Genomic DNA, 25,179 nt, shown 5'->3' with positions numbered 1-25,179 from the left:
TTTAAATTGTAGTCGAAAAACTATTTCAAATAATTAAAATGGAAGATTTCTTTTTGAAGTCTTCCATTTTTTGTTTAGAATCTTTCCATTTAAGAGCGACTGGAATTATTTTAACCTATGTCAATGATAAAATTTTCATTTTTTGCTTAACTTGATAGACATAAAACATTGTGATTATTCAACTTATTAATCCTCTTTTAAAAGCTATAGGAATAGTATTTGATAAATCATTACAGTAAAATTCTCAACTTCAGCCCTTGAATTTTGGGAATTAATTTAACAATAAAAATAAAATCGAGATATGACTTTTGACTTGGATATGATCAAAAAAGTTTATTCTGATTTCGAAACCAGAGTAAACGAAGCAAGAGCTTTTATGGGAAGACCTCTTACTTATTCAGAAAAAATTCTTTGCGCTCACCTTTTTTCTTCACAGACAAAAGAAGCATTCAAACGAGGAGAATCTTATGTAGACTTTGCTCCGGATAGAGTGGCAATGCAGGATGCGACGGCGCAAATGGCGCTTTTACAATTTATGCAGGCTGGAAAGAAAAAAGTAGCAGTTCCTTCCACAGTTCATCTAGACCATTTGATTCAAGCAAGAGTTGGATCTGCAACTGATTTGGTAGATGCAAATAACAAAAACAACGAAGTATATCAGTTTTTAGAATCCGTTTCCAACAAATATGGCATTGGTTTCTGGAAAGCTGGTGCTGGTATCATCCATCAAGTTGTTTTAGAAAATTATGCTTTCCCTGGTGGAATGATGATTGGAACTGATTCTCATACTGTAAATGCTGGTGGACTTGGAATGGTCGCTATTGGAGTTGGCGGCGCTGATGCTGTGGATGTAATGGCAGGAATGGCTTGGGAACTGAAATTCCCGAAAATGATAGGTGTTAAACTAACAGGAAAACTTAACGGTTGGACAGCTCCAAAAGATATTATTCTAAAAGTTGCAGGAATCCTTACTGTAAAAGGCGGAACTGGTGCTATTGTAGAATATTTTGGAGAAGGTGCTAATTCGCTTTCTTGTACCGGAAAAGGAACAATTTGTAATATGGGAGCGGAAATCGGAGCAACAACTTCTATTTTTGAGTACGACCAAAATATGAGCAAATATCTACGTTCAACAGACAGAGAAGATTTGGCTGATGCAGCTGATGCGATTGCTCACGTTTTGAAAGCTGATCCAGAAGTTCACGCAGAGCCTGAAAAATATTATGATCAAGTTATCGAAATCAATCTTGATACTTTAGAACCATATCTTAACGGACCTTTCACTCCGGATTTGGCAACGCCAATTTCTCAGATGAAAGAAATTGCTGAGAAAAACGGCTGGCCAACAAAAATTGAAGTTGGATTGATTGGTTCCTGCACCAACTCTTCTTATGAAGACATTGCAAGAGCTGCTTCTGTTGCTAAACAAGCTAAAGAAAAAAATCTTGAAGTAAAAGCTGAATATACCATCACTCCAGGTTCAGAGCAAGTAAGATTTACTGTCGAAAGAGACGGTTTCCTAAAAACCTTTGATGAAATCGGTGGTAAAGTTTTTGCCAATGCTTGTGGACCTTGTATCGGGCAATGGGCTCGTGAAGGGGCTGAAAAACAGGAAAAAAATACGATTGTTCATTCATTCAATAGAAATTTTTCCAAAAGAGCGGACGGCAATCCAAACACATATGCTTTCGTTGGTTCGCCGGAACTCGTAACTGCGATGGCAATTGCAGGAGATTTGAGATTCAATCCTTTGACTGATAAATTAAAAAATAAAGATGGTGTTGAGGTAATGCTGGACGAACCAAGCGGAGACGATCTTCCAAAATTAGGTTTTGATGTCGATGATCCCGGTTATATTGCACCTGCTGAAGATGGTTCTAATGTAGAGGTAATTGTATCTCCAACCTCAGACAGGCTTCAGTTATTAGAAGAATTCCCAGCTTGGGATGGACAAAATATCACAGGCGCAAGATTACTCATCAAAGCTTATGGAAAATGTACTACCGATCACATTTCTATGGCCGGACCTTGGTTGAAATACAGAGGTCATCTTGACAACATTTCCAACAATATGTTGATCGGAGCTGTGAATGCCTTCAATATGGAAACCAACAATGTTAAGAACGAATTGGATGGCCAGTATAAGCCAGTCCCAGATTCTGCAAGACAATATAAAGCTGCAGAAATTCCAACGATTGTTGTCGGTGATGAGAATTATGGAGAAGGTTCTTCCAGAGAACACGCAGCAATGGAGCCAAGACATCTTGGTGTGAGAGCCGTTTTGGTAAAATCTTTTGCCAGAATCCACGAAACCAATCTTAAGAAACAAGGAATGCTTGGATTAACCTTTGCAGACAAAGAAGATTATGATAAAATCCAGGAAGATGATACAATTAATTTCTTAGACTTAGACCAATTTGCACCAGGTAAACAATTGACTTTGGAATTTGTTCACGCTGATGGAACTAAGGATATTGTTAAAACGAACCATACTTATAATGCCGGACAAATTGCCTGGTTCAAAGCTGGCTCTGCCCTTAATCTTATCAAAGCAATGGAAAAAGAAAGTTAAAAAACTTACTTTACAGATATAAAAAAGTCTCACAAATTGTGAGACTTTTCTTTTTATGCTTTACTTTCTTCTGTCCGAGGCTCTTCTGGTCTGCAGAACTTAGATTCGAATCGTTGTTTCCACATTTCTTTGAACTTTTCACGCTCTTCTTCGCTGCCACAGAATTGGGTTTCGAACTTCTGCTTCCAGCTTTCTTTCATAGCATCTTGTCCTTCAAAATGATGTCGTCTCCCGAATTTTTTCTTCCCATTAAACCCTCCAAATAAAATCTTTGATAAGACCAAAATCCCCAGAGATTGCCAATAATTAATCGCTTTCACACCTAAAATGTCAGGCAAAAGGATGTTCCAAAGCCATTGGAAAAACCATACAAATAAACCTATCGCTGCAATAATGCAAGGAATAGCTAACCAAAATTTCTTTTTATTTCTTTTCATTTTATTCTAAATATTAATCGTTCAAATCATCATAAAGACTTTGCAATCTTTTGCGCAGATGTTTTACGGCGTATGATTTTCTACTAATGATTGTTTTTATGTTTTCGCCTTCTTCGTCAGCAATTTCTTGTAGCGTTTTATCTTCCAATTCGTTTTGGATATAAACCCGTTTTTGTTTTTCCGGCAATTCGTCCAAAGCTTTCATCAGCTCATTCCAGAACATCTCTTTGAAAACACCGAGTTCCGGACTATTGCTATCATCAGCCAAAAGAATATCTTTCACATTCAGTTCACCGTCTTCATCCTGATAAACAAAATCTTCCAGAGATTCGCTTTTCTTTTTTCTGTAACTGTCGATGATTTTGTTTCTGGTAACCGAATACAACCAGGCACCGACATTTTCCAACTCGTTCAAGTTAGTCAATCGGCTGGTTTGAAACCAAACTTCCTGCAGAATATCCTCTGCATCTTCTGTCTTTGCCACTTTAGAATTAATAAAGCGCAAGAGCTGAGAGCCGTAATTTTTTACGACTTCCGTAATCGATGCAGATTTTTTTTCGGCCATTTGCTGTAAAGATAGCGACTCCATATGAATATGACGACGCTGATTTTTTTTTACTTTAAAAATTTTTATTTTTTTCTAAAGTATCATTAAAATATTGAATTACACGCAGCCCGGCTTGAGCGGAAATCCTTTTTATTTTTTTGCAAAAAAATAAAAAGATTGGAAGTGGAAGACGGAAATAGCTGCCCAAATAAATTACATCAACGGCAACCTCATCAATTCGTGTTTTCCGAAGATGATGGAATTGGCTGGAACGTTTCTGGAAATAACGCAATTTGCACCAATAATACAGTTATCGCCAATTGTTACGCCTTTGAGAACAGTAACATTACTATAGATTTTCACATTTTTCCCGATGATGATTGGTGCTGTGTTGAATTTGTTTTTATGCCAAATGTATTCTGGTTTTGTATCGAAAGCGTGGTCATGATCATAGAATTTGCAGCCTTCAGCAATGCATGTATCATCGCCCAATTCTATTTTATCAAGACAATTGATGGAAATATAATGACTGAGATCTACATTATTTCCGAAAATTAATGTTCCTCCGTTTCTTATTCTAATGGCATTATGATCTCTCCAAATAACATTTGTTCCAATCTTGAATTTGGCATTATCATCCAGCTCAAAAGTAGTCGCCTTTCCTATTTTAAGATCCGAATGAAGCGTGACTCCGGAATGCGAATTGAGAATACTGTAGGAATATAGCTTCTCGATTTTCGCAATCGTTTTCGGAATGATATTCAATGCTTTATATATTAGATTGATCATAGTTTGTGTTTTATAATGTTCCGGAATCTACAAAAATTTCTTGTCCAGTAATCGATTTTGCTTTTTCACTTGCTAGAAACAAAACGGTTTCTGCCACAGACTGCATATCGGTTTCTTTTTTCAATGCGGTTCTTTTGAAGATTCTGTTTTTGTGATCCTGAGTCAGTTTTGCATTCATTGCGGTTTCCATATAACCAGGAACGACGATGTTGGAACGTATTCCGCGTTCTCCCCATTCTCTGGAAATATTCTTGGAAAAAGATTGCAAAGCGCCTTTGGAGGCGGCATACATGGAAAGTCCTTTGTAACCCGTGTGTGCGCTAATCGAAGAAATATGAATGATGCTTCCGGAAACTCGGTTATAAATCATATTTCTGATGGCATATTTCGTCAAAAACATTGGCGAATACAGATTGACATCGAACATTGTTTTCAAATCTTCGTAATTAAGATTCGTAACAATATCATCATAAGCCATCGCCGCATTGTTGATCAATACGTGTATCGGAATTTGATTTTTGACAAAGTCTTTGAAAACTTCTTGTTGGATATTTTCCGGATTGGACAAATCGAATGTCTTGAAGAAAAAATTTTCTGGATATTGCTTTTCAAGATCCTTTAATTTTTCAGATTCGGTTCTGCTGATTCCATAAACATTATGCCCGTTTTCCAGAAACAATCTGCTGATTTCTAAACCGACACCTCTGGAAACTCCCGTTATCAATGCATTCATACTATTTTCTTTTTTCCGGTTCTGGTTAATTCTATTTTATCAACAAAAGTTATTTTTCTGGGAATTTTGAAGTTTTGAATCTTTCCGTTCAAGAAAAATCTGACTTCTTCTTCTCTCAATTCTGTATCTGGATGCAGTTCTATTTCGCAACAAATGATATTTCCTAAAACAGCATTGGATTTCCCATAGACTCTTACATTTCGGATGTTTTGGTGCTGAGTTAATTCGTCTTCCACTTCATAAGGATTCACTTTGTAACCGCCGACATTGATCAATTCATTTTTCCTTGATGTGAATCGGAATCTTCTTTGTTCATCATCAATCCACTCAATCAAATCGCCAGTTGCGTAGAAATCATCAATCAAATTCAGTTGCGTTGTTTTTCCAAATAAATCTTTATGGATATACAATTCGTCATCGATCACTTTTATCAAACCAATATGCTTTTCCTGAACAAAGAACTCGTCATTCTGAGAAGAAAACAGAGGTCCTGTTTCCGTAGAACCATAAACATTGTTGATTCTAGCATTAGGAAAAGCTTTTTCTATTTCCGAAATCAAATAAGCGTCAGATTTTTCGCCACCAACAGTAATTTTTTTCACCGAATCAAAAGACTCTTTCAATGGCAAAAGCAATCGATAAAAAGTTGGAGTGGAAGAAAGATTTGTGATTCTGTATTTTTTGATAGAATCAATTATAAAATCTTTCGGCGCCAAAAAGACGTTGACTAAAAGATTTTGATTCAATATTGCCTGAAAGAAAACCTGAACGCCGGCAACGTGAGTCGGATTAAAAGCAAAACCCCAAACATCATTTTTTCTCTCATCAGAAACATTAATCTTTCTAATCAGATTTTTCAAAGGATGCGTGAATTTTCTTGTAAAACCAGTTGTTCCGGAAGTAAATAATGTAATCTCCGACTGAGAATTTTTAATTGAATTGATCAATTCTTCTACTGAAGAAAACTTTTTCGGATTTTCAATTTTGATTAATTGATTGATCTTTAAATCGTTTGACAGAATCTCTTTTTCAGAAATATCAGAATCCATCAACGCAATATTTTGCTCATTGACCAATGCAAAAATCCAGTTGAGAAAAAAAGATTTCAAATCTGGGTAAATGTAGCAATCTGTATATGAATCAGATGTATTGACTTCTGTCAGAATTTCTTCGTAAGACAAAGAAAAATTCTGATCTATTAAGAAAAACATTGAAGTTTTGTATAGATTTCGTTGATTGTATTGACTAAACCATCTTCGAAGATGTCGATTCCGAATTCTTCTTCAATTTTAACGGTAAGTTCAGCCAGATCGAAAGAATCGAAATTAAGATTTTCTCTAAGGGTCTGTTCCGGAGTGATTTCCAAAACGGGTTCTTCGAATTTATTCTTTTTGATGGAGTTGATAATCGTCAATAATTTTTCTTGCATCTTTATGTGTTTCTTGCAAAATTAACAATATTTCTGTTTTGTTTACAATTAGAAGTGAAGAAATTTAGAATATTATGGATATAAACTATTATTTTTTAATTTTCAGAAAGAATTCGGACTTATAAGTTTCTCCGATTGGGATTTCTATATCAGAATTTATAGAGACATTCTTAACATCCATTTTCTCGATTTTATCAATGTTGATGATGAATGATTTATGAACTCTGGCAAAATTTTCCGGTAATTGATTTTCCAAAGATTTCAAAGTATCAAGAACAATGTATTCCTGATTTTCAGTTTTGATATTGACATAGTCTTTGATACTTTCTATAAAAAGAATATCATTGAAATTGACTTTATGCTGCTGTCCGGAAGATTTGACAAAAAAATAAGAATCCTGAGAATCTTGATTTACTGCAAACCGTTCCTGCGCTTTTAATGCACTTTTTTCAAAACGAGCAAACGAAATCGGCTTCAGAAGATAATCCACAACGTTATGTTCATAGCCTTCCAAAGCATATTCTGCATAAGCTGTTGTGAGAATATATTTCATCTTATTGCCAACGATTTTCATAAAATTGATTCCCGTGAGTTCCGGCATTTGAATATCCAAAAAAATCAAATCGACTTCGTTTTTCTGAATATATTCTAAAGCTTCAATTGGGTTTTCCGTTGAAAAAACCAGCTCAAAAAACGGAATTTTCTCAACGTAACTTCCCAACAAAGAAACTGCAAGTGGTTCGTCATCTACAACAATGCATTTTATCCTTTTCATTTTATTTCAAATCAATTTTCAAATCTACAGAAAATTCGGTTTCCGTTTCACTGATGTTCAGTTCGTGTCTTTTGGGATAAAGGATTTCCAGTCGTTTTTTCACATTCCCAATTCCAATTCCGGAAAGTGAATCTTTTGACCTTTGTTTTTTGAAGTTTTGAAGGTGGAAATTCAAAGTTTGATTGTCATCCGAAATCTTCATAGTGAAACCTTTCCCACTGAAATCGCCGTGTTTAAATGCATTTTCTACAAATGGGACCAAAAGCATTGGCGAAATATTAAGGTTGGAATGATTGATTTTTTTTTCAATCATTAATAATTCCGGATTTTTGATTCTGAGTTTTTCCAATTCTATCAGACTTTCCAGATAACCGATTTCCTTTTCCAATGGAATGAAATTTTTCTCCAAATCCTTCGTGCTATATCTTAACAATTGACTCAATTCCTCAATCGCAGGCAACGCTTTTTCGGAGTTCTGATATACCAAAGAATAGATATTATTTAGGGTATTAAAAATAAAATGCGGATTGATCTGCGTCTTCAAAGCCTGAATTTTCGCTTCGTTTCTTTCCTGTTCCAGTTTTTGTCTCTCGGTTTCAATCACTCCAAATTTTTCCAACAACCACATTATTCCAGCAATGAAGACATTGATACAGCCGTAATAAATATTATCAAAAAAGTAATAAAGCAATCCTGTTTCCTGATTGTAATTTCTAAATCCAAAAGTAGCCGGCAGCAAAACTTCCTCCATCAAATATCGGACTGTCGCAAAGCAGAGAATCGACAGGAAAAATGAAAGAATAACCGTGTAAACTTTCTCCTGTCTGAAAACTTTTGGAATGATGACCAAATAACAAATATAGAACGTAATAATCCCCGCGAGAAAAAAGGTAATTCTCAAAACCGTACTCTGCAAATTGTTCTCTCTGTCAAAGAAATACAAAGGCGTAATCACAGTTCCAAAAAAATTGAGACTCCAATAGATGATTTGAAGCCAAATGATTTGTTTCTTTTTCATCGTAGTTCTTTGTTATTAATGATAATTGGTTTATTAGAAGAATAGTGCAAATGTATAGAAACTGGTTCTGCGTTTGCGTTCACTAAAATCAAATTGCTCTTTTTTGGCAATCTGTAATTAAATTCGGATTGCGCTTCTATACTTTTTTGCATAGTCAATTTAGAAACCAATTCTACCTCTTTATCTGATAGGTTTTTAATTGATAAAGTTGCGGGCGATTTTACTTTATTGATAATAATGCTGTCGCCAGAGGCAATCATCATCGTTTTCCAGACGTCTACTCTATGTTTACCAATACAGGAAACCGTAGATATTAAAATTAGAATGAGTATTAATTTTTTCATAGCTCAAAAGTAGTAACAACAAAAGGGTTTTGACTGGCAATTTCTATGAACGCCTGTTTTTTACCGATGAAAATATTTTGGTCGACTTAAAACCTCATCAAATCTAAACGCTATTTCATAAGGAAAGTCTTGAAAATACATTTGCATCAAGATTTTACAACGATTAAAATAAACTTATGAAACTGAAATACCTATTCATCGCAACTCTACTTTCAACAGCAACTTTTGCGCAGACTCAAAAAGACAGTCTTAAAGAAATCGAACAAGTCAATATTCTTGTGAAGAAAAAACTTTTGGAGAGAAAAGCTGACAGATTGATTTTCAATGTCGACGCATCAATCGCTTCTCAAGGAATGGATGCCGGCGAAACGCTTGCCAATGTCCCAATGCTGAAAGTAGATGAAAATCTCGGAACGATTTCTATCACAGGAAAAAGCAGCGTGAATGTGATGATTAATGGGAAAATGCTGAATCTCACAGGAACTGCACTTTTGAATTATTTGAAATCGATTCGTTCAGAAAATATCTCGAAAATAGAAGTGATTACAACGCCACCTTCGAAATATGAAGCACAAGGAAATAGCGGACTCATCAATATTATTCTAAAGAAAAACCCGAATCTTGGTTTCAGCGGCAATATCAGCACTGGTTTGACACAACGAACTTACTTCAACGGAAGCACGAATGGAACTTTGAATTATCAAACCGAGAAACTTAGTTTAAGTTTAAAAACAAGTTATATAGAAGGTGCAAAACGTGCTAATGAAAAATATAACATCCTTGGAGCATCTCAGAATTACAGTGAATCTACACGAAAAGATATGTGGCAAGATTTGACACCAAGTTTGAACGCATCTTACAAAATCAACAAGAACTCAGAAGTTGGGATTGAGTATATTTTCGGACACGAAAAATCAGGAATGGATATTCTCAACACCACAAGAAACATCGCTTCTGATTTGACAGAAAAAAACTTGTTAACCAATACTTTTCACAGAGAAAAATCTCCGACGCAAACTTTCAGCACTTATTATGATTTGAAGTTGGATTCGCTTGGAAAAAAATTGAGTTTTGCTAGTAATTTTTACAGAAATAATAATGATACAGAAGTTAATTTTTCAACGTTAACGCTTCCTGAAAATACCATTCAAGATGTGAAAACGTTGTCAAAAATCAAGCCTCAGATTTTCTCCGTTCAAGGTGATTTGGAATTACCTTTTTCATTTGGAACGATTGAAACAGGCGTGAAATTCAATCAATTCAGAAATTCGGCAGATTTAAAATATCTGGATTTAAAAGAAAATCAATATGTCATTGATGATAAAAAAAGCAGCACTTTTAATTATCGCGAGGAAAATTATGCTGTTTACGGAAGTTTTGCGAAAAATTTCGGAGAACATTGGGAAACGAAAGCGGGAATCCGTTATGAAAATACAGTTGTAAAAAGCTCTGTGAATAATTTCTCTTACGGGCAATGGTTTCCTTCGGCTTTTGTTTCTTATAAAGAGGATAAAAATGTTTTCAGCTTGTCCTATTCCAGAAGAATCAACAGACCTAGTATGAGCAATCTGAATCCGTTCCGTTGGTATGAAAATCCATATTCTTATTCATCAGGAAATCCTTTGCTGAAGCCTTCCTACATCAACAATTATGAACTAAGTTATACGTATAACAACAAGTTTTCGACAAGCATTTATTATCTTAGATTGACTAATGCTTTTGGACAAATCGGATACTTGGATGGTATTTCTCAAAATGGAGATTATCAGAACTACTATAACAATAATTTTTATGGAGCTAATGTTTCTTATACAGATACTTTCTTCAAATTTTGGGAGGCTACCATTTCTGCGAATGCATCTTATCAGAACTCGGAAGTTTTCAACATCGAGGCAGAAACCTCAAAAGGAACTTCGGTAAGTTATTCTATCAACAATACATTCACTTTAAATAAAGCAAAAACGGTTGCTCTGTTCCTAAACTACGACCAAAGTTTACCTTACAAAAACGTGAATTCTTACTTCCACAATTTCTCTAATCTGAATTCCGGAATCAAGGTCTCTCTAATGGAAAAGCAACTTCAAATCAATGCAACGGTAACAAACATTTTTGCACAAAGATTCCGTGGAGATAAATATTTCACTGATAACAGTCAGCATTTTAATAACTATTGGGACGGAAGAAGCCTGCGTCTGAGCGTGAATTACACTTTCGGAAACAAAAAGCAGATCAATAAAAAGAATATCAATTTCGAAGAAAAAGATAGAGCTCAATAGTTCATCGATGTAACAAATCGAGGTTTTGGAAGTCTAATCAATTACAAACTAAACTATGAAAGTAAAATCTATTCTTCCAATCTCTGCATTATTTCTAAGTCAAATCTACTTCGCACAGGAAACTTCTAAAAAAGATGACAACAAAGAAAAAGAAATAGAAGCAGTCACCATTACCAAAACTAAAAAAGCAATTGAACAAAAAGCAGACAGAACGATCTACGATTTCTCGGAGCAACCACATCTTAACTCCGGAAATACATTAGAAGGATTGCAAAAAATTCCTGGGTTAGTGGTTTCCGAAATGGCTGGGATGATTTACCAAGGAAAATCGTTAGATGTTTATATGGACGGAAGACCATTGAATATCTACAGCACGCAACTAACCGCTTATCTGGAAGGACTTCCTGCAAACAGCATCGAAAAAATCGAAATCATTACACAACCTGGAGCAGAGTTTCCTGCAACTTCTGGTGGCGCGATTATCAATATCATCACGAGCAAAAATGCAAAATCGTATTTGTCTGCAACTTATGCCGGAGGTTATCGCTTCAGTAATTATGATCATTTTAGAAGCAAATTCAATAATAGTTTAACACTTAATTCGAAAAATAAATGGTTTGGCTGGCAGCTCAATGTCGGACAAAATTATAACGAAAGCGAAACCAAATCCACGATTGACGAAATTTCAAGACTTTACAATGATAATGTCAACAGAAATCAATATTTGCGAAGTGCCTTCACTTTTGATATCGGACAAGATAGATTGCTTTTGAATTACAATCTTTCTTTAGGTTCTTCTGACCGTTATGTAGATGCCTATTCGTTGAGGAATGGACAAGAATCTATTGATAAGGACAAAATTGACCAAGGCAATACGAGAAATGAAGTGACTGCGACTTATCAGAAAAAATTTGTTGATAAAAACAAAAAATTAGAATTTAAAGGTTCTTATACTAATTTCAGTAATGATTTTGAGCAAGCTAATCAGAAGATTTCACCAGCATTTTCAGATATGAAAAACATTGGTAAAAATGGTTCCAATCAAGATGTTTATAATTTCAGAGTTGATTATGCACAACCGATTAATGTTTTGGATGAAGGAAAATTAAGTTTAGGTGCTTACTACGATCAACTGGAATTTTCAGCAGATAGTTATGGAATAGAAAATTTGGATTACAAAAGTAAAACAACCGCATTTTATTCAGAAGCTAGTGCCACCAAAGGAAAAATGGATTTTGCTTTGGGACTTCGCGGAGAATATTATAATATTAATGGAATTAGTTTAAATCCTGAAGAAGGAATCTATAAAGATCTGGTACCTTTTGAAAAATTCAAAGTGTTCCCGAATGCGAGCATTCAGTACAACATTATTCCAAAAATCGCTTTCTTTAATGTCAATTATAATAAGAAAATCACGCTACCAAATGTTGCCAACCTAAATCCAAATAACACCAGATACGGAGGCAATAACATCGATTTCTTTGGAAACCCCAATCTTCAGCCAACGATTTTTGATAATTTTGAGATTAAGTTAAGCGCTTTGAATTATGCATTTATCGGATACAACTTTACTAATACCAAAAATCAAATCGTGCAGATTGTAGAGAGAAAAGGCGATGTGATTTTACAAACCAGTAACAATCTTGACCGCCTGAAAACACATAATTTCAACATCGGATTCCCAATTCCTTTGGCCATTTTCAACACCCCTTTCAAAGACATTATGAAAATGGATATGAATCCAGATCAGGTAAGTTTTATCTTCCTTTACGGTTCATATCAATTCCAACAAATAGATCAAATCATTAATCCGAAAGGTTACTGGACTTATAACATATCAGGACAATTTATTTTACCTTACAAAGTAAAGTTCAATGCGAATTACACTTACCTTACAAAAGGAAATGAGTTCTTTTTCTATCCAAACAAATCATTCTACAACACACTGAATTTATCTTTATCAAGAAAATTTAATAAAGATAGAATGACACTTACCTTATTTGCTAATGATGTTTTCAACACCAACGAAACGAATCTGAGAACAACAAATGCATTTCCAAATGTTTACATTAGAAACAAGAATGACACAAGAAACTTTGGACTTTCTTTCAATTATAAAATCCCAACGAAAAACAAGTTGGCGAAAGAAGCTCCGAATATGCTGAACCAAGAGAAGAAAGAAGAAACCTCTACTTTATAAAACTAAAAAAACCGAAAGAAATTCTTTCGGTTTTTTTTATTAATTTATTCTTCACAAGCTTTCCAGACTGCATCGTTCTGCGGAACTGGCGCTATGATTTGTATATTCTCTTTCGTAACAGGATGAACAAATTCCAGTTTCCTGGCGTGAAGTGAGATCCCTCCATCAGCATTGGAACGAGGCGCACCGTATTTCAAATCGCCTTTGATAGGAACTCCGATTTTTGACAATTGAGCACGGATCTGATGATGTCTTCCTGTTTCCAAATCGACTTCCAATAGAAGATAATTGTCTAAGGTCTTGATCAAATTGTAGGTAAGTATCGATTCTTTTGCGCCTGCAGTCGGCTTGGTATAAACGATTGCTTTATTATTTTTCTCGTTTTTCTGGAGATAATGAACCAATTTCTGCGAACTCGGAATCATTTCTTTTCCAACAACTGCCCAATACGTTTTTTTAACTTCACGATTCTTTACCATCTGAGTTAATCGGGAAAGTGCCTTGGAAGTTTTGGCGTAAATAACCAAACCGGAAGTTGGCCTGTCAATCCTATGAACCAAGCCCAGAAAAACATTGCCTGGTTTATCGTCTCTTTTTTTGATGAAATCTTTAATCAGTTCCAGCAAAGACAAATCACCAGTTTTATCACCCTGGACGAGTTGTCCGGCTTTTTTGTTGATGATCATCATATGATTGTCTTCGTAAACGATTTGAGAAGATTCCATTAGTTGTTATAATTATATTAAAAAATAAATGGTCCAGCCCATTCACTGCTTTTATTTCCACAGTTAGATTTTACATAAAACCCTTTCCAATTACAATACATATTGCTTATTGCAATAGATTTGTTAGAGGTTGTAAAAGTTTGAGCGGTTGGAGCACTGTTCACATCCTGGATCAGAGAGATTGTATAACTCTGCGGACTTCCATAAGAATCCCAACTAAAACCTCTTGTAGCTCCTAACCCAACATTACAACTTCCAGATATGACATAGCTATTTAGATTAAATGGTTTTGGACAAGAAGTTCCTGTTGTATAGCTAAACTTTTTGAATTGATTTGGGTCACCTTCTGAGCAAAACGTTCTGACATAGAAATCATACGCAGTTTCATAAGTAAGATTTTTTATAGATAAAGAACTGCTCCAACTTTCCGTTTTTTGTCTTATCCCTTTTCCTAATTTGAATCCCGTTGGTCCATATTCTACTTCATATTGATATACGCTTCCTCCCGAGTAAGAAAATTGTAATGCCACTTCATTAGGATCATATTGATAAAACTGTACCGATGTACTTCCTTTGCACTGACTTTGTTGGGTAGTGACACTCGATAGTTTATATGGCACACTATTTTCCGTACTGCTGCAGATTCCTGTAATATAAAAATCATAAGTAGTGGATGAAGCCAGATCACCTATCTCTGCATAAGTATTTGAAGTTGTGAAAGAAGTTCCCGAGCCTTGCGAAAAACCTGTAAGTCCATACTCTATTTTATAAGAATTGGTACCGTCTCCGGAAGAGTAATTGATTGTTATAGTAGAGCTACTAGCACTAAAAGAAACATTGCTCACTTTTCCGCAACTGCTTCCCTGTTCATCTGTATGTTCTTCTCTTGAACATCCTAACAGACATACAATTAATAGTAAATAAAAGAAATTAGTCATTTTCATCATTGTTGTGTTTAATTGCTGTAAAAATATTATTTTTTATAATTCCAGCAATAACAACCTGTTTTTTATCTGATATTTTTTATTGATGTTGTTGCAGAAGCCATTTCGGGATTTCGTCCACTAGTTCTGCAGAAAGGATATTGTTGTGGTATTTGTCTTTATATTCCCAAAGAAAAACTTGGCCTTTAGATTTCATTTCATCAAAAAATTTGAAATTGCTTTGAGGGAAATTATCCGTATCCAAACTTCCGTGAACAATCCAAATCGGCATTGTGAGAAGTTCATTCATTTTATCAAATTGAGAAATTCCGGAAACATTAATTGCAGCTGCAAACAAATCCGGTCTTTTGGAAATTGCATTAGAAGTCGTCGCACCTCCCATAGAAAATCCCATGACGTAGATTCTGTCGGGGTCAATATTTTCATTAATAACTAAAGAATCAATGGACTTTAGAACTAAATCGAGATGCTCATTAGATTCAGAAACTTTGACATTTCTGCTTTCATCGAAATGGTAATTGGATGAACGAATTGGAAATTGAGGAGACAAAACATAAACAGGATATTTTTCTCTGTTATCCGGAAGAAGCCACATTTTGGACAAAATACCCATTTGTGAAGTATTGTTTGTTCCAATTGCACCAGAACCGTGAAACACCAAAATTAAAGGATATTTCTTATTTTGTTCAATTGTTTTTGGTTTCAGAAAACGGTAATTCACAGCGACTTTTCCATTATCAAATTTCCCAGCTTTGAAAGCAGAATAATCCAGACTTTTAATGTATTTGATTCTGGATAAAGATTGTAAAGAGTCGGCTTTGTCGTGAATTTCAGTCTTAGTTCCATATTTCATTTTCTGCGACGTGCAAGAGAATAGAAATATGACAGAAAATAGAATTGTAAGAATTTTAGAAATCATTCTTTATTATTTTAACCACAAAAGTCACAAAAGATTTAATGAATATTTCTTTTGTGACTTTTGTGGTTTATTATTAAAGTTTAATAGCTTTCTTTTTCATTCGGAAAATCAGAACTTTTCACATCCTTTACATACTGAGAAACCGCACCTGTAATTTCTGAATAAAGGTCAAGATATCTTCTCAAGAATTTCGGAGAAAAACCTTGATTCATCCCAACCATATCGTGATAAACCAAAACTTGTCCGTCACAATCCGGTCCGGCTCCAATTCCAATTGTAGGAATAGAAATACTTTCCGAAGCTTTTTTTGCAAGTGCTGCAGGAATTTTTTCCAAAACAACTGCAAAACATCCTAATTCTTCCAACAATTTGCAGTCAGAAATCAATTTTTCAGCTTCCGCATCTTCCTTTGCTCTTACTTTATAAGTCCCGAATTGGTAGATACTTTGTGGTGTCAATCCAAGATGTCCACAAACAGGAATTCCTGCATTCACAATTTTTCTGATGGAATCTTCAATCTCTTTTCCACCTTCGATTTTCACAGCGTGAGCACCACCTTCTTTCATCATTCTCACAGCCGATTCTAAAGCTTTCTCAGGATTACTTTGATAAGTTCCAAACGGTAAATCTGCTACAACCAAAGCTCTTTCCACACCACGAACAACGCATTGTGTGTGGTAAATCATTTGGTCAAGTGTGATTGGCAAAGTTGTTTCGTGACCAGCCATTACATTTGCCGCAGAATCTCCAATTAATATAGAATCTACACCACCTGCGTCTACCATTTTCGCTGTTGTAAAATCGTAAGCCGTCAGCATTGTAATCTTTTCCTTATCGAATTTCATTTTTCGTAAGGTCTCAGTCGTGATTTTTTTAATTTCAGAATGTACAGACATAGGGATTATTAATGATAAATTATAGTTGATAAATGATTTAAAATAAGAATGATAAATGTACGATGAATTGAAAATCAATTATCATTTATCGATTATCACTTATATCACCACGTGACCAAGCTTGATCAATTTTTCTCTGTTGAGGATTTTGATATTTCTCCCTTCCACAGAAATCAAATCATCTTGTTTGAATTCGGAAATTAATCTAATGGCACTTTCTGTTGCAGTTCCAATCAGGTTAGCGATTTCTTCTCTGGTCAAGGAAATTTTGATAAAACCTTCCGGGTCTGTTCCCAACTTTTGTTCCAGCAAAACTAAGATTTCTGCCAATCTTTCTCTTACCGTTTTTTGTGCAAGGAAGGTTACAGTGTTTGCAGATTCACCCAATTCGTAAGCAATTTTTTGAAGCATTGCGTAAGATAGTTTTGGGTCAACTTCTAACAGTTTCAAGAAAATATCAGATGGTAAAAACTGAACTTTCATTGGGGTCATTGCTTCTGCTTTAGCCTGAAAATTCTCACCACAAAGCAAAGAGCGGTAACCTATCAAATCGTTTTCCTTGCAGAATCTAAGAATCTGGTCTTTACCATAAACACCTGATTTCGATAATTTTGCAGTTCCTTTTTCGATAAAATAAACACCCTTCGGCGACTCACCATCGTCGAAAACGACATCACCTTTTGAAAATTCCAGAACTTTAAGTGCATTGCTGTAAACTTCAAAATCTTCGGGATTAAGACTTTTGCGCAAAGATTCTTTGTTAAATGCTTTTGAGAAATTTTCTTCTATAACCAATTGTTGTTCAAGAGACATACCTATGACATTTGTCAGCAAAAATAAGACTTTTTAACACTACATACCAAGATTTTTGATGTAATTTTGCAATCCAAATATCTGAGTATTTTTTAATGGCAGAACAATGCTTTCACTGTGGTCAGAAAATCGACAAAGAAAGACTTCTTTTCGATGAGAAAATCTTTTGCTGCAACGGTTGTCAATCGGTTTATGAAATTCTGAATTTTCACAATCTCGACAATTTTTACAATATCAATAAAAATTCCGGAATCAGACCGAGCAACGAGAACAACGCTCAGTTTGATTATCTAGACACGCCCGAAATTTTCACAAAAGTTGTTGATTTCTCCGAAGGCGGAACAACGCTTGTGACTTTCAAAATCCCTGTTATCCATTGTTCTTCTTGTATTTGGCTATTGGAAAGTCTTCACACCATTAATAATAAAATCAAATATTCTCAGGTTAATTTCACAAGAAAAACAGTTCAGATTTCTTTCAAAGAAGACGAAATAAAACTGAGTGAAGTTGCAAAATTCCTGACTAATCTTGGTTACAAACCCGTGATTAATCTGGAAACAGCAGAAAAAAAGCAAGACAAACTTGACAAAAGCCTATTAATCAAATTAGCTGTTGCCGGTTTTGCTTTCGGAAATGGAATGTTTTTCAGCTTTCCCGAATATGTTTCTGGAGATGACGTTTGGTTCCATTCATTCAAACACTTATTCAGAATTATTTTATTCTGTTTAGCAACTGCAGTTGTATTTTACTCTGCTTCGGATTATTACAAATCCGCTTGGTATGGTTTGAAAAACAAAATCATCAACATCGATGTTCCGATTGTTCTGGGAATTTTTGTACTTTATGGAAGAAGTATTTATGAAGCTGTAACAGATTATGGTCCAGGTTATTTCGATACACTTTGCGGATTACTGTTCTTTATGTTGCTTGGAAAAACCTTTCAGAAAAGAACTTACAACTCATTATCCTACGACAGAGATTACAAATCTTTCTATCCGATTGCCGTTACCAAAGTCGATTTTGATGGAAAACAGGAAAATATTTTGTTATCCGATTTGGCTGTTGGCGACAGAATTATGGTTAGAAATCAGGAAATCATTCCCGTAGATTCTATTTTAATTAAAGGCGAAGGCAACATAGATAACAGTTTTATCACTGGAGAATCTGCTCATATTTCTAAAAAACCGGGCGACAAAATTTTTGCCGGCGGAAAACAATCAGGTTCGATTTTGGAACTTGAAGTGATTAAAAGTGTTGACCAAAGTTACTTAACCCAGCTTTGGAATAAAGAAGCGTTCAAAAAGTTCGAAACTGGTCTTGATACAATGACCAATACGATTAGTAAATATTTCACATTCATTATTTTAGGAATCACTTTAGTTGCAGGAATCTATTGGTCAACTATTGATTTTGAAAAAATGTTCCAAGTAGTTTCTGCGATTCTGATTGTTGCCTGTCCTTGTGCATTAGCATTGTCTGCGCCGTTTACTTTTGGTCACATTATGAGAATTTTGGGTCGAAATAAATTCTATGTTAAAGACACCTTAACTATCGAGAGACTGGCAAAAGTTGACACTTTGGTTTTCGATAAAACTGGAACGATTACTGAGAATAAAAAAACGAATATCAATTATATTGGAACAGAAATCGAGGAATTTGATTTGAGAAATATCAAATCTTTGCTTAAAAACTCGAATCACCCACTTTCCAAATCGCTTTATGACTTCATTGATGTGAATGATGATTATTTTGAAATTGAAGATTTTGAGGAAATCTCAGGTAAAGGTTATAAGGGAAAAGTAAGAGGAATTATTTACAAAATTGGCTCAGCTAATTTCACAGCACAAGAATCTCAAAATATGGAAACTGCGGTTTACATTAGCAAAAATGGAGAATTCATCGGTAAATTTATTTTCAAAAATGAATATCGAAATAATCTGGCTCAACTTTTCCAAAATTTAAAAAATTACGGAATCAATATTTTGAGTGGCGACAACTCTTCTGAAAAACCAATTTTAGAAAAACTGATTCCATCAATTTCTGAAATGAAATTCAATCAAAATCCTGAAAACAAACTGGATTTCATCAAAAAACTACAGGATGAGGGTAAAAAAGTAGCTATGCTTGGCGACGGATTGAATGACGCTGGTGCTTTAAAACAAAGTAATGTCGGAATCGCCATTGCAGACGACAGCAACTCTTTCACACCATCATCCGATGTGATTATGAACGGCGAAAAAATTCCTGAATTGGATAAATTCCTGAAGCTTTCCAAAGATGCTATCAAAATTGTAAAATTCACATTCATAATTAGTTTGTGTTACAATGTTGTTGGAGTCGGGTTTGCGGTTTCGGGACATATGCACCCACTTTTTGCTGCTATTTTTATGCCTCTGAGTTCTGTAACCGTGGTTACATTCACAACACTTTCCACTTGGCTCAGAAGTTCTAAATATTTTAAGATAAACATTTAGAACGCCTTTATTTAGAGTGATTATAAATTATCCATATTTCGGCCATTCTGACCAAAGTCAGTAATTTTCACTAAATTTGACGACTGTTTTATCTTAAATTTGCGAGCAGATATGGAGATTCTCTATTTAATGATTATTTGCAGCGTTTCTTTAGCTGCTATCTTCTTGGTTATCTTTATAATTGGAGCAAAAAAAGGACAGTTTGAAGATGATGAATCACCTGCCGTTAGAATTTTATTTGACGATGAGGTGAAGACAGATAAGGAGACGGAAACTCCTAAAAATGAAAATGAATAATTGCTATTTGTAGATATGGAAACACAAAAATTTAGTTATGACAACGGGATTGTTCGCGCCTTTCTTATTGCGACAGTCGTTTTCGGTTTAGTAGGTTTTTTATTGGGACTTACGGCTGCGTTGTTACTATTTTATCCTGAATTACCGGAATTTTTCTTGGGAACAGATGACCCGACAATCAGAACGCTTAGAAGTGAAGGATTGCAGGGATTAGTTCATTCTCAGGGTGCCTTTGGATTTGGTCGTATTAGAATGATGCACACCAGTATGGTGATTTTTGCATTTGTGGGGAACAGCTTTTTCTCAGGATTCTACTACTCTATCCAAAGATTATTAAAAACAAGAATGTGGAGTGACACGCTGTCTTGGATGCATTTCTGGGGATGGCAATTGATGTTGGTGACAACAATTATCACATTCTTTATGGGTCTTAACACCTCCAAAGAATACGCAGAACACGAATGGCCGATTGATCTTTTGATTTTGGTTGTTTGGCTTATTTTCGGAATCAATATGTTCGCAACGGTTGCGATTAGAAGAGTAAGACACTTGTATGTTGCGATTTGGTTCTACATCGGAACTTGGGTTGCCGTAGCAATGCTTCACATCTTCAATAACTTAGAAGTTCCATTATCTTTCTCTACTTGGAAATCATACTCAGCTTACGCAGGTGTTAAAGATGCATTGGTACAATGGTGGTATGGTCACAATGCGGTTGCATTCTTCCTGACAACTCCGGTTCTTGGAATGATGTATTACTTCGTACCAAAAGCAGCTGACAGACCAGTTTTCTCATACAAATTATCAATTATCCACTTCTGGTCATTAATCTTCGTATATATCTGGGCTGGTCCACACCACTTACAATATACTTCTCTACCAGCTTGGGCTCAGGCAGTAGGAACAGGTTTCTCTATTATGTTGATTGCACCATCTTGGGGAGGAATGTTGAACGGACTTCTTACACTAAGAGGAGCTTGGGATAAAGTAAGAGAAAATCCGGTTCTTAAATTCTTTGTTGTGGCTGTAACTTGTTATGGTATGGCAACTTTTGAAGGTCCACTTTTAGCAACAAAAACAGTGAACAAAGTAGGTCACTTTACCGATTGGGTTATTGGTCACGTTCACTTAGGAGCATTGGGATGGAATGGATTTATGGCATTTGGTGTTATTTATTATTTAGTTCCAATTTTGTGGAGAACCAAGTTGTGGTCTGTAAAATTAGCTAACTGGCATTTCTGGTTAGGAACTTTCGGGATTATTTTCTACGCCGTTCCATTGTATATCTCAGGATTTACACAAGGTTTAATGTGGAAGCAATTCAATCCGGACGGGACTTTGGTTTATAAAAACTGGTTGGATACTGTAACAGCAATCCTTCCATACTTCAAAATGAGATTTGTTGGAGGTTTCTTATATTTCTCCGGAGCCATTCTTATGGTTGTAAACTTAATTGCAACAGCTAGAAAAGGTTCTTTCCAAAAAGATGTTTCTGCAGAAGCACCAGCTTTGGCAAAGGTGAAAAAAGGAAGAAAAGAAGGCGAAACTTTCCACCTTTGGTTAGAAAGAACGCCGCTTTATTTATCGATATTATCTTTTGTTGTATTAGCAATTGGAGGTTCTTTGGAAATCCTTCCTACGATATTTGTAAAAGATAACGTCCCTACAATTTCTGCGGTTAAACCTTATTCTCCGTTGGAATTAGAAGGTAGAGATATCTATATCAGAGAAGGCTGTAATGCTTGTCACTCTCAGATGATCCGTCCTTTCCGTGATGAAGTTGTAAGATTCAACGGTAAAAACGGGCAATACTCTAAAGCTGGGGAATTCATCTATGACAGACCATTCCTTTGGGGTTCTAAGAGAACAGGCCCGGATTTGCAGAGAGAAGGTGGCGCAAGACCAGATTCTTGGCACTTCAAACATATGTACAATCCAAGGTCTACATCTGCAGGTTCTATTATGCCTAGATATCCTTGGTTAATTGAAAATACCCTTGACAGAAGCAAATCTAAAGCTAAGTTGGAATTGATGAAAAATACTTTCGATGTTCCTTATACAAAAGCTCAAATCGATACAATGGATTCTTGGATGAACAACCAAGCCAGTGCAATTGTGAAGAATGTTTTCTCAGAAGCTGCCGATGTTAAAAAATCTTTTGCTGAAGCTAAAGATGCTAAAACAAAAGCTGGCGAGCAATTTGTACCACTTGAGAAGAGAGAAATCGTAGCATTGATATCTTATCTGCAAAGATTAGGAACGGATATCAAAACAACTGAAGTAAAAACAGCTAGTAATTAAAATATAAAACAAAATGATTCCGCAAAGTTTTAAAGACATCGTCTCCAATGTGGAAAACGCTGGTTTTTTCCAAACTTTAGCAATGATAATCTTCATCTTGTTCTTTGTAGTTGTGGTTTATATCGTAATCAACAGACCAAAGAAATATTATAGCGAAGAAGAAAATGCACCTTTGGAAAAAGACCACGACGATGACAAGTTTACTTTGTAACTCTATTAAAGATAATTAACTATGAAAAGAAGAACACCTGTTTATATTAATATTCTAATTGTTTTAGGATTATTACTGGTAGTGTTTTATATGTTCTCGCAGTCATCTGACTTTTTAACGTCCAGATATTTCTTGGGGACAGCTTTAATCAGTATTATAGTTGTATTCATTCAAACTGCAATTGGTGATTTGATTGAAAACGAAAAATTCAAAAAATTAACTGACGCTGAAAAAGCAGCTTATCTTAACGAAACCAAAGTTCCATATTTCCAATATTTGTGGAATGGTGCCTTCAAAAGCCAAGGTGAGAAAGAAGAAAAAGACATTCTTATCGACCACGGATTCGATGGAATTATGGAGCTTGACAATCAGCTTCCAAAATGGTGGTTAGGTCTTTTCTATTTTGGTACAGCTTACTGTATTTTATATATCTCATCTTATTTCTTGACAGATTTTGCACATCCATACAAAGAGTACGAGCAAGAATACAGAGAGCAAACTGCTGCAATTAGTGAGTATATGGCTACTGTTACTCAACCAACTTTGGAAACTGCTGTTTTCTCAGAAGACAATGTAGAAGCTGGAAAAGCTGTTTTCGAAACGAACTGTGTTTCTTGTCACGGTGAAGGTGGAAAAGGAGGAATTGGACCTAACTTAACTGATAATTTCTGGATTAATCAACCTGAGAAAACTTTGTTCAAAAATGTTTTCTATATGGTAGATAACGGTAGTAAAAACAACCCAACAATGCAGGCTTGGGGTAAAAATGGTGTTGTTAATGGTTTTGAAATGCAGGCGGTAGCAGCTTATGTTTATCACATCAACCAAGAACAGGCACCTATTACTGAAGCACAAGGTGGCGCTGCTCCTCAGGGAACAGAAGCACACTGGGAAAAATAAGCAGTAAAACAACTTAACATACAAAGAGATTGTCACAAGGATATCGTTCTATTCGGAATGATATTTGGAAAATGAATTAATTACAATTCGTTTTTCGGACAATCTCTTTTTTTATCTAAATATTATGAGTGGGACAGAAAAAAAATACAACGAGGCTGAAAGCTGGGTGGTAGAAGCTGAGACATTCAGAGACTCTGTTGGGACAATGGATAATACCGGAAAAAGAAGATGGGTATTTCCAAGAAAACCAAAGGGTAAATATACCAATTACAGATATTTGGTTAGTATTGTATTATTAGCAATCTATTTTGTAATTCCTTTTTTAAAAATCAACGGCAATCCGGTTCTTTTATTCAATATTATAGAACGCCAATTCTTCATTTTTGGTCAGCCATTTTATCCACAGGATTTCTTTATTTTAGCTTTAGGCGCCATTGCGTCACTAATATTTATTATTCTTTTCACAGTAGCCTTCGGAAGGATATTTTGTGGCTGGATTTGTCCGCAAACCATCTTTTTGGAAATGATTTTCCGTAAAATAGAATACGCAATAGAAGGCGACAGAAATAAGCAGATAAGATTAGACAGTCAAGCTTGGGATTCTGAAAAAATCTGGAAACGTGCTCTTAAATGGACAATATTCATCATCATCTCATTAGTAATAACCCACATTATGTTTATGTACATCGTAGGTTATGAAGAGGTGTTGAGAATAATGCAGGAAGGTCCGTTTGCAAAACCAACCAATTTCTTGGTGATGATTATGTTCACAGCAGCATTCTACTTTGTATTTGCTTGGTTCAGAGAGCAGGTTTGTACAATGGTTTGTCCTTATGGTAGATTGCAAGGTGTTTTGATAGACAAAGAAACCATCAATGTTTTTTACGATTATAAAAGAGGAGAAAACCGTTCCAAATGGAAAAAAGGAGAAGACAGAAGAGCCCAAGGAAAAGGCGATTGTATCGATTGTAAGCAGTGTGTTGTAGTTTGTCCAACAGGAATCGACATCCGTGATGGTTTACAGATGGAATGCGTGAATTGTACAGCATGTATCGATGCCTGTGATGAAGTGATGGTAAAAGTGGGTCTTCCACCAGGATTGATTCGTTATGCTTCTGAAAAAGAAATTGAAGAACAGCAACAGTTCAAATTCTCCGGCAAAATGAAAATTTACTCTGTGATATTGACTTTGTTAGTTGGATTCCTTGGATTTCTGCTTTACAACAGAGGGCAAATGGAAGCTAAATTCCTGAAACCTCCCGGGTCAACTTTCTTTGTAAGAGATGGAAAAATTACTAATACTTATAATTATACTTTCCTCAATAAATCGAACGAAACAAAAACCGTTATCATCAAAATCATCGAACCTAAAAACGGAGAAATATCTTCTAGTGCAACCAACAAAATTGTTCTGAAGAGAGATGCGATGATAAAAGGAACCATCAATGTAAGTTTCCCAGAAAGTCAAATCAAATTGTCCAAACAAAATCTCGAATTGGGTGTTTATGATATGAACGGAGAATTATTAGATTCTTATAACACTTACTTTGAGGGACCTTTCAAATTTCAATTTTAAATC

23 protein-coding genes are annotated in these 25,179 nt (G+C 35.2%); 9 read left to right on the top strand and 14 right to left on the bottom strand.

Annotated features, from left to right (window positions below; all coding sequences use genetic code 11):
* The first annotated feature begins 301 nt into the window (after positions 1 to 301).
* A complete protein-coding gene (locus tag BUR19_RS15375; RefSeq protein ID WP_074236319.1) occupies positions 302 to 2,572 on the top strand; it encodes an aconitate hydratase in 2,271 nt (756 codons plus the stop codon).
* A 53-nt stretch (positions 2,573 to 2,625) separates the two neighbouring features.
* Here BUR19_RS15375 and BUR19_RS15370 read toward each other — a convergent pair whose 3' ends face one another.
* From BUR19_RS15370 to BUR19_RS15330, 9 genes are all read right to left on the bottom strand, one after another.
* Positions 2,626 to 3,009 (bottom strand): hypothetical protein, encoded by a 384-nt coding sequence (locus tag BUR19_RS15370; RefSeq protein ID WP_074236318.1) that lies wholly within the window; start codon positions 3,007 to 3,009, stop codon positions 2,626 to 2,628.
* A gap of 13 nt (positions 3,010 to 3,022) precedes the next feature.
* Complete coding sequence (locus tag BUR19_RS15365) at positions 3,023 to 3,574, bottom strand: RNA polymerase sigma factor (RefSeq protein ID WP_245799089.1); 552 nt, start codon at positions 3,572 to 3,574, stop codon at positions 3,023 to 3,025.
* A gap of 195 nt (positions 3,575 to 3,769) precedes the next feature.
* A complete protein-coding gene (locus BUR19_RS15360; protein ID WP_083600792.1) occupies positions 3,770 to 4,345 on the bottom strand; it encodes an acyltransferase in 576 nt (191 codons plus the stop codon).
* Positions 4,346 to 4,355: 10 nt separating this feature from the next.
* The gene (locus BUR19_RS15355; protein ID WP_074236316.1) at positions 4,356 to 5,078 is read right to left on the bottom strand and encodes an SDR family oxidoreductase; all 723 of its coding nucleotides are present in this window, start codon (positions 5,076 to 5,078) and stop codon (positions 4,356 to 4,358) included.
* Positions 5,075 to 6,289: an ANL family adenylate-forming protein gene (locus BUR19_RS15350; RefSeq protein ID WP_074236315.1), complete on the bottom strand. Its 1,215-nt coding sequence runs from the start codon at positions 6,287 to 6,289 to the stop codon at positions 5,075 to 5,077. The genes BUR19_RS15355 and BUR19_RS15350 overlap by 4 nt, the downstream gene beginning before the upstream one ends.
* On the bottom strand, positions 6,277 to 6,507 hold the full coding sequence (locus tag BUR19_RS15345; RefSeq protein WP_074236314.1) for an acyl carrier protein: 231 nt from the start codon (positions 6,505 to 6,507) through the stop codon (positions 6,277 to 6,279). The genes BUR19_RS15350 and BUR19_RS15345 overlap by 13 nt, the downstream gene beginning before the upstream one ends.
* An 88-nt stretch (positions 6,508 to 6,595) precedes the next feature.
* Complete coding sequence (locus tag BUR19_RS15340; protein ID WP_074236313.1) at positions 6,596 to 7,282, bottom strand: LytR/AlgR family response regulator transcription factor; 687 nt, start codon at positions 7,280 to 7,282, stop codon at positions 6,596 to 6,598.
* Position 7,283: 1 nt separating this feature from the next.
* The gene (locus BUR19_RS15335) at positions 7,284 to 8,300 is read right to left on the bottom strand and encodes a sensor histidine kinase (RefSeq protein ID WP_074236312.1); all 1,017 of its coding nucleotides are present in this window, start codon (positions 8,298 to 8,300) and stop codon (positions 7,284 to 7,286) included.
* Complete coding sequence (locus tag BUR19_RS15330; RefSeq protein ID WP_139297380.1) at positions 8,297 to 8,644, bottom strand: hypothetical protein; 348 nt, start codon at positions 8,642 to 8,644, stop codon at positions 8,297 to 8,299. The genes BUR19_RS15335 and BUR19_RS15330 overlap by 4 nt, the downstream gene beginning before the upstream one ends.
* A 176-nt stretch (positions 8,645 to 8,820) precedes the next feature.
* On the opposite strand from BUR19_RS15330, the gene BUR19_RS15325 reads away from it, so the two are divergent.
* Positions 8,821 to 10,920: an outer membrane beta-barrel family protein gene (locus BUR19_RS15325; protein WP_074236310.1), complete on the top strand. Its 2,100-nt coding sequence runs from the start codon at positions 8,821 to 8,823 to the stop codon at positions 10,918 to 10,920.
* A 55-nt stretch (positions 10,921 to 10,975) separates the two neighbouring features.
* A complete protein-coding gene (locus BUR19_RS15320; RefSeq protein ID WP_074236309.1) occupies positions 10,976 to 13,120 on the top strand; it encodes an outer membrane beta-barrel protein in 2,145 nt (714 codons plus the stop codon).
* 44 nt (positions 13,121 to 13,164) lie between these two features.
* Here the strand turns inward: BUR19_RS15320 and BUR19_RS15315 are convergent, their stop codons facing one another.
* The 5 genes from BUR19_RS15315 to BUR19_RS15295 form a co-directional block, all read right to left on the bottom strand.
* Positions 13,165 to 13,845, bottom strand: coding sequence for an RluA family pseudouridine synthase (locus BUR19_RS15315; protein WP_074236308.1), 681 nt, complete (start codon positions 13,843 to 13,845; stop codon positions 13,165 to 13,167).
* Between the two features lie 17 nt (positions 13,846 to 13,862).
* Entirely contained in the window at positions 13,863 to 14,783 is a 921-nt protein-coding gene (locus BUR19_RS15310) for a fibronectin type III domain-containing protein (RefSeq protein WP_139297378.1), read from the bottom strand.
* An 85-nt stretch (positions 14,784 to 14,868) separates the two neighbouring features.
* Positions 14,869 to 15,708: a carboxylesterase family protein gene (locus BUR19_RS15305; RefSeq protein WP_083600791.1), complete on the bottom strand. Its 840-nt coding sequence runs from the start codon at positions 15,706 to 15,708 to the stop codon at positions 14,869 to 14,871.
* Between the two features lie 80 nt (positions 15,709 to 15,788).
* The gene (gene panB, locus BUR19_RS15300; RefSeq protein WP_074236305.1) at positions 15,789 to 16,604 is read right to left on the bottom strand and encodes a 3-methyl-2-oxobutanoate hydroxymethyltransferase; all 816 of its coding nucleotides are present in this window, start codon (positions 16,602 to 16,604) and stop codon (positions 15,789 to 15,791) included.
* 99 nt (positions 16,605 to 16,703) lie between these two features.
* Positions 16,704 to 17,417, bottom strand: a complete 714-nt coding sequence (locus BUR19_RS15295; RefSeq protein ID WP_074236304.1) for a Crp/Fnr family transcriptional regulator — start codon at positions 17,415 to 17,417, stop codon at positions 16,704 to 16,706.
* Between the two features lie 95 nt (positions 17,418 to 17,512).
* On the opposite strand from BUR19_RS15295, the gene BUR19_RS15290 reads away from it, so the two are divergent.
* The 6 genes from BUR19_RS15290 (at position 17,513) to ccoG (ending at position 25,176) form a co-directional block, all read left to right on the top strand.
* Positions 17,513 to 19,891 carry a heavy metal translocating P-type ATPase gene (locus BUR19_RS15290; protein ID WP_074236303.1) on the top strand — a complete coding sequence of 793 codons (2,379 nt, stop codon included), beginning with the start codon at positions 17,513 to 17,515 and terminating at the stop codon, positions 19,889 to 19,891.
* A 111-nt stretch (positions 19,892 to 20,002) separates the two neighbouring features.
* A complete protein-coding gene (ccoS, locus tag BUR19_RS15285; RefSeq protein ID WP_074236302.1) occupies positions 20,003 to 20,188 on the top strand; it encodes a cbb3-type cytochrome oxidase assembly protein CcoS in 186 nt (61 codons plus the stop codon).
* A gap of 15 nt (positions 20,189 to 20,203) precedes the next feature.
* Positions 20,204 to 22,489 carry a cytochrome-c oxidase, cbb3-type subunit I gene (gene ccoN / locus BUR19_RS15280; RefSeq protein ID WP_074236301.1) on the top strand — a complete coding sequence of 762 codons (2,286 nt, stop codon included), beginning with the start codon at positions 20,204 to 20,206 and terminating at the stop codon, positions 22,487 to 22,489.
* A gap of 13 nt (positions 22,490 to 22,502) precedes the next feature.
* Positions 22,503 to 22,700: a hypothetical protein gene (locus tag BUR19_RS15275; RefSeq protein WP_027383357.1), complete on the top strand. Its 198-nt coding sequence runs from the start codon at positions 22,503 to 22,505 to the stop codon at positions 22,698 to 22,700.
* 21 nt (positions 22,701 to 22,721) lie between these two features.
* Positions 22,722 to 23,600: a cbb3-type cytochrome c oxidase N-terminal domain-containing protein gene (locus tag BUR19_RS15270; protein WP_074236300.1), complete on the top strand. Its 879-nt coding sequence runs from the start codon at positions 22,722 to 22,724 to the stop codon at positions 23,598 to 23,600.
* A gap of 124 nt (positions 23,601 to 23,724) precedes the next feature.
* Positions 23,725 to 25,176, top strand: coding sequence for a cytochrome c oxidase accessory protein CcoG (gene ccoG / locus BUR19_RS15265; RefSeq protein WP_074236299.1), 1,452 nt, complete (start codon positions 23,725 to 23,727; stop codon positions 25,174 to 25,176).
* The last annotated feature ends 3 nt before the right edge of the window (positions 25,177 to 25,179 follow it).

Origin of the sequence: Epilithonimonas zeae (assembly GCF_900141765.1) — a bacterium.
Classification (GTDB): Bacteria; Bacteroidota; Bacteroidia; order Flavobacteriales; family Weeksellaceae; genus Epilithonimonas; species Epilithonimonas zeae.
This window is presented reverse-complemented; position numbering and strand designations above follow the sequence as displayed.

Excerpts from the sequence above, each read along its gene's own strand:
- ccoN (WP_074236301.1), top strand. The coding sequence starts at position 20,204 with ATGGAAACACAAAAATTTAGTTATGACAACGGGATTGTTCGCGCCTTT.
- BUR19_RS15290 (WP_074236303.1), top strand. The coding sequence starts at position 17,513 with ATGGCAGAACAATGCTTTCACTGTGGTCAGAAAATCGACAAAGAAAGA.
- BUR19_RS15370 (WP_074236318.1), bottom strand. The coding sequence starts at position 3,009 with ATGAAAAGAAATAAAAAGAAATTTTGGTTAGCTATTCCTTGCATTATT.
- BUR19_RS15340 (WP_074236313.1), bottom strand. The coding sequence starts at position 7,282 with ATGAAAAGGATAAAATGCATTGTTGTAGATGACGAACCACTTGCAGTT.
- BUR19_RS15325 (WP_074236310.1), top strand. The coding sequence starts at position 8,821 with ATGAAACTGAAATACCTATTCATCGCAACTCTACTTTCAACAGCAACT.
- BUR19_RS15275 (WP_027383357.1), top strand. The coding sequence starts at position 22,503 with ATGATTCCGCAAAGTTTTAAAGACATCGTCTCCAATGTGGAAAACGCT.
- BUR19_RS15350 (WP_074236315.1), bottom strand. The coding sequence starts at position 6,289 with ATGTTTTTCTTAATAGATCAGAATTTTTCTTTGTCTTACGAAGAAATT.
- BUR19_RS15270 (WP_074236300.1), top strand. The coding sequence starts at position 22,722 with ATGAAAAGAAGAACACCTGTTTATATTAATATTCTAATTGTTTTAGGA.
- ccoG (WP_074236299.1), top strand. The coding sequence starts at position 23,725 with ATGAGTGGGACAGAAAAAAAATACAACGAGGCTGAAAGCTGGGTGGTA.
- BUR19_RS15330 (WP_139297380.1), bottom strand. The coding sequence starts at position 8,644 with ATGAAAAAATTAATACTCATTCTAATTTTAATATCTACGGTTTCCTGT.
- ccoS (WP_074236302.1), top strand. The coding sequence starts at position 20,003 with ATGGAGATTCTCTATTTAATGATTATTTGCAGCGTTTCTTTAGCTGCT.
- BUR19_RS15360 (WP_083600792.1), bottom strand. The coding sequence starts at position 4,345 with ATGATCAATCTAATATATAAAGCATTGAATATCATTCCGAAAACGATT.
- BUR19_RS15295 (WP_074236304.1), bottom strand. The coding sequence starts at position 17,417 with ATGTCTCTTGAACAACAATTGGTTATAGAAGAAAATTTCTCAAAAGCA.
- BUR19_RS15355 (WP_074236316.1), bottom strand. The coding sequence starts at position 5,078 with ATGAATGCATTGATAACGGGAGTTTCCAGAGGTGTCGGTTTAGAAATC.
- BUR19_RS15305 (WP_083600791.1), bottom strand. The coding sequence starts at position 15,708 with ATGATTTCTAAAATTCTTACAATTCTATTTTCTGTCATATTTCTATTC.
- BUR19_RS15320 (WP_074236309.1), top strand. The coding sequence starts at position 10,976 with ATGAAAGTAAAATCTATTCTTCCAATCTCTGCATTATTTCTAAGTCAA.
- BUR19_RS15310 (WP_139297378.1), bottom strand. The coding sequence starts at position 14,783 with ATGACTAATTTCTTTTATTTACTATTAATTGTATGTCTGTTAGGATGT.
- BUR19_RS15345 (WP_074236314.1), bottom strand. The coding sequence starts at position 6,507 with ATGCAAGAAAAATTATTGACGATTATCAACTCCATCAAAAAGAATAAA.
- panB (WP_074236305.1), bottom strand. The coding sequence starts at position 16,604 with ATGTCTGTACATTCTGAAATTAAAAAAATCACGACTGAGACCTTACGA.
- BUR19_RS15315 (WP_074236308.1), bottom strand. The coding sequence starts at position 13,845 with ATGGAATCTTCTCAAATCGTTTACGAAGACAATCATATGATGATCATC.
- BUR19_RS15365 (WP_245799089.1), bottom strand. The coding sequence starts at position 3,574 with ATGGCCGAAAAAAAATCTGCATCGATTACGGAAGTCGTAAAAAATTAC.
- BUR19_RS15335 (WP_074236312.1), bottom strand. The coding sequence starts at position 8,300 with ATGAAAAAGAAACAAATCATTTGGCTTCAAATCATCTATTGGAGTCTC.
- BUR19_RS15375 (WP_074236319.1), top strand. The coding sequence starts at position 302 with ATGACTTTTGACTTGGATATGATCAAAAAAGTTTATTCTGATTTCGAA.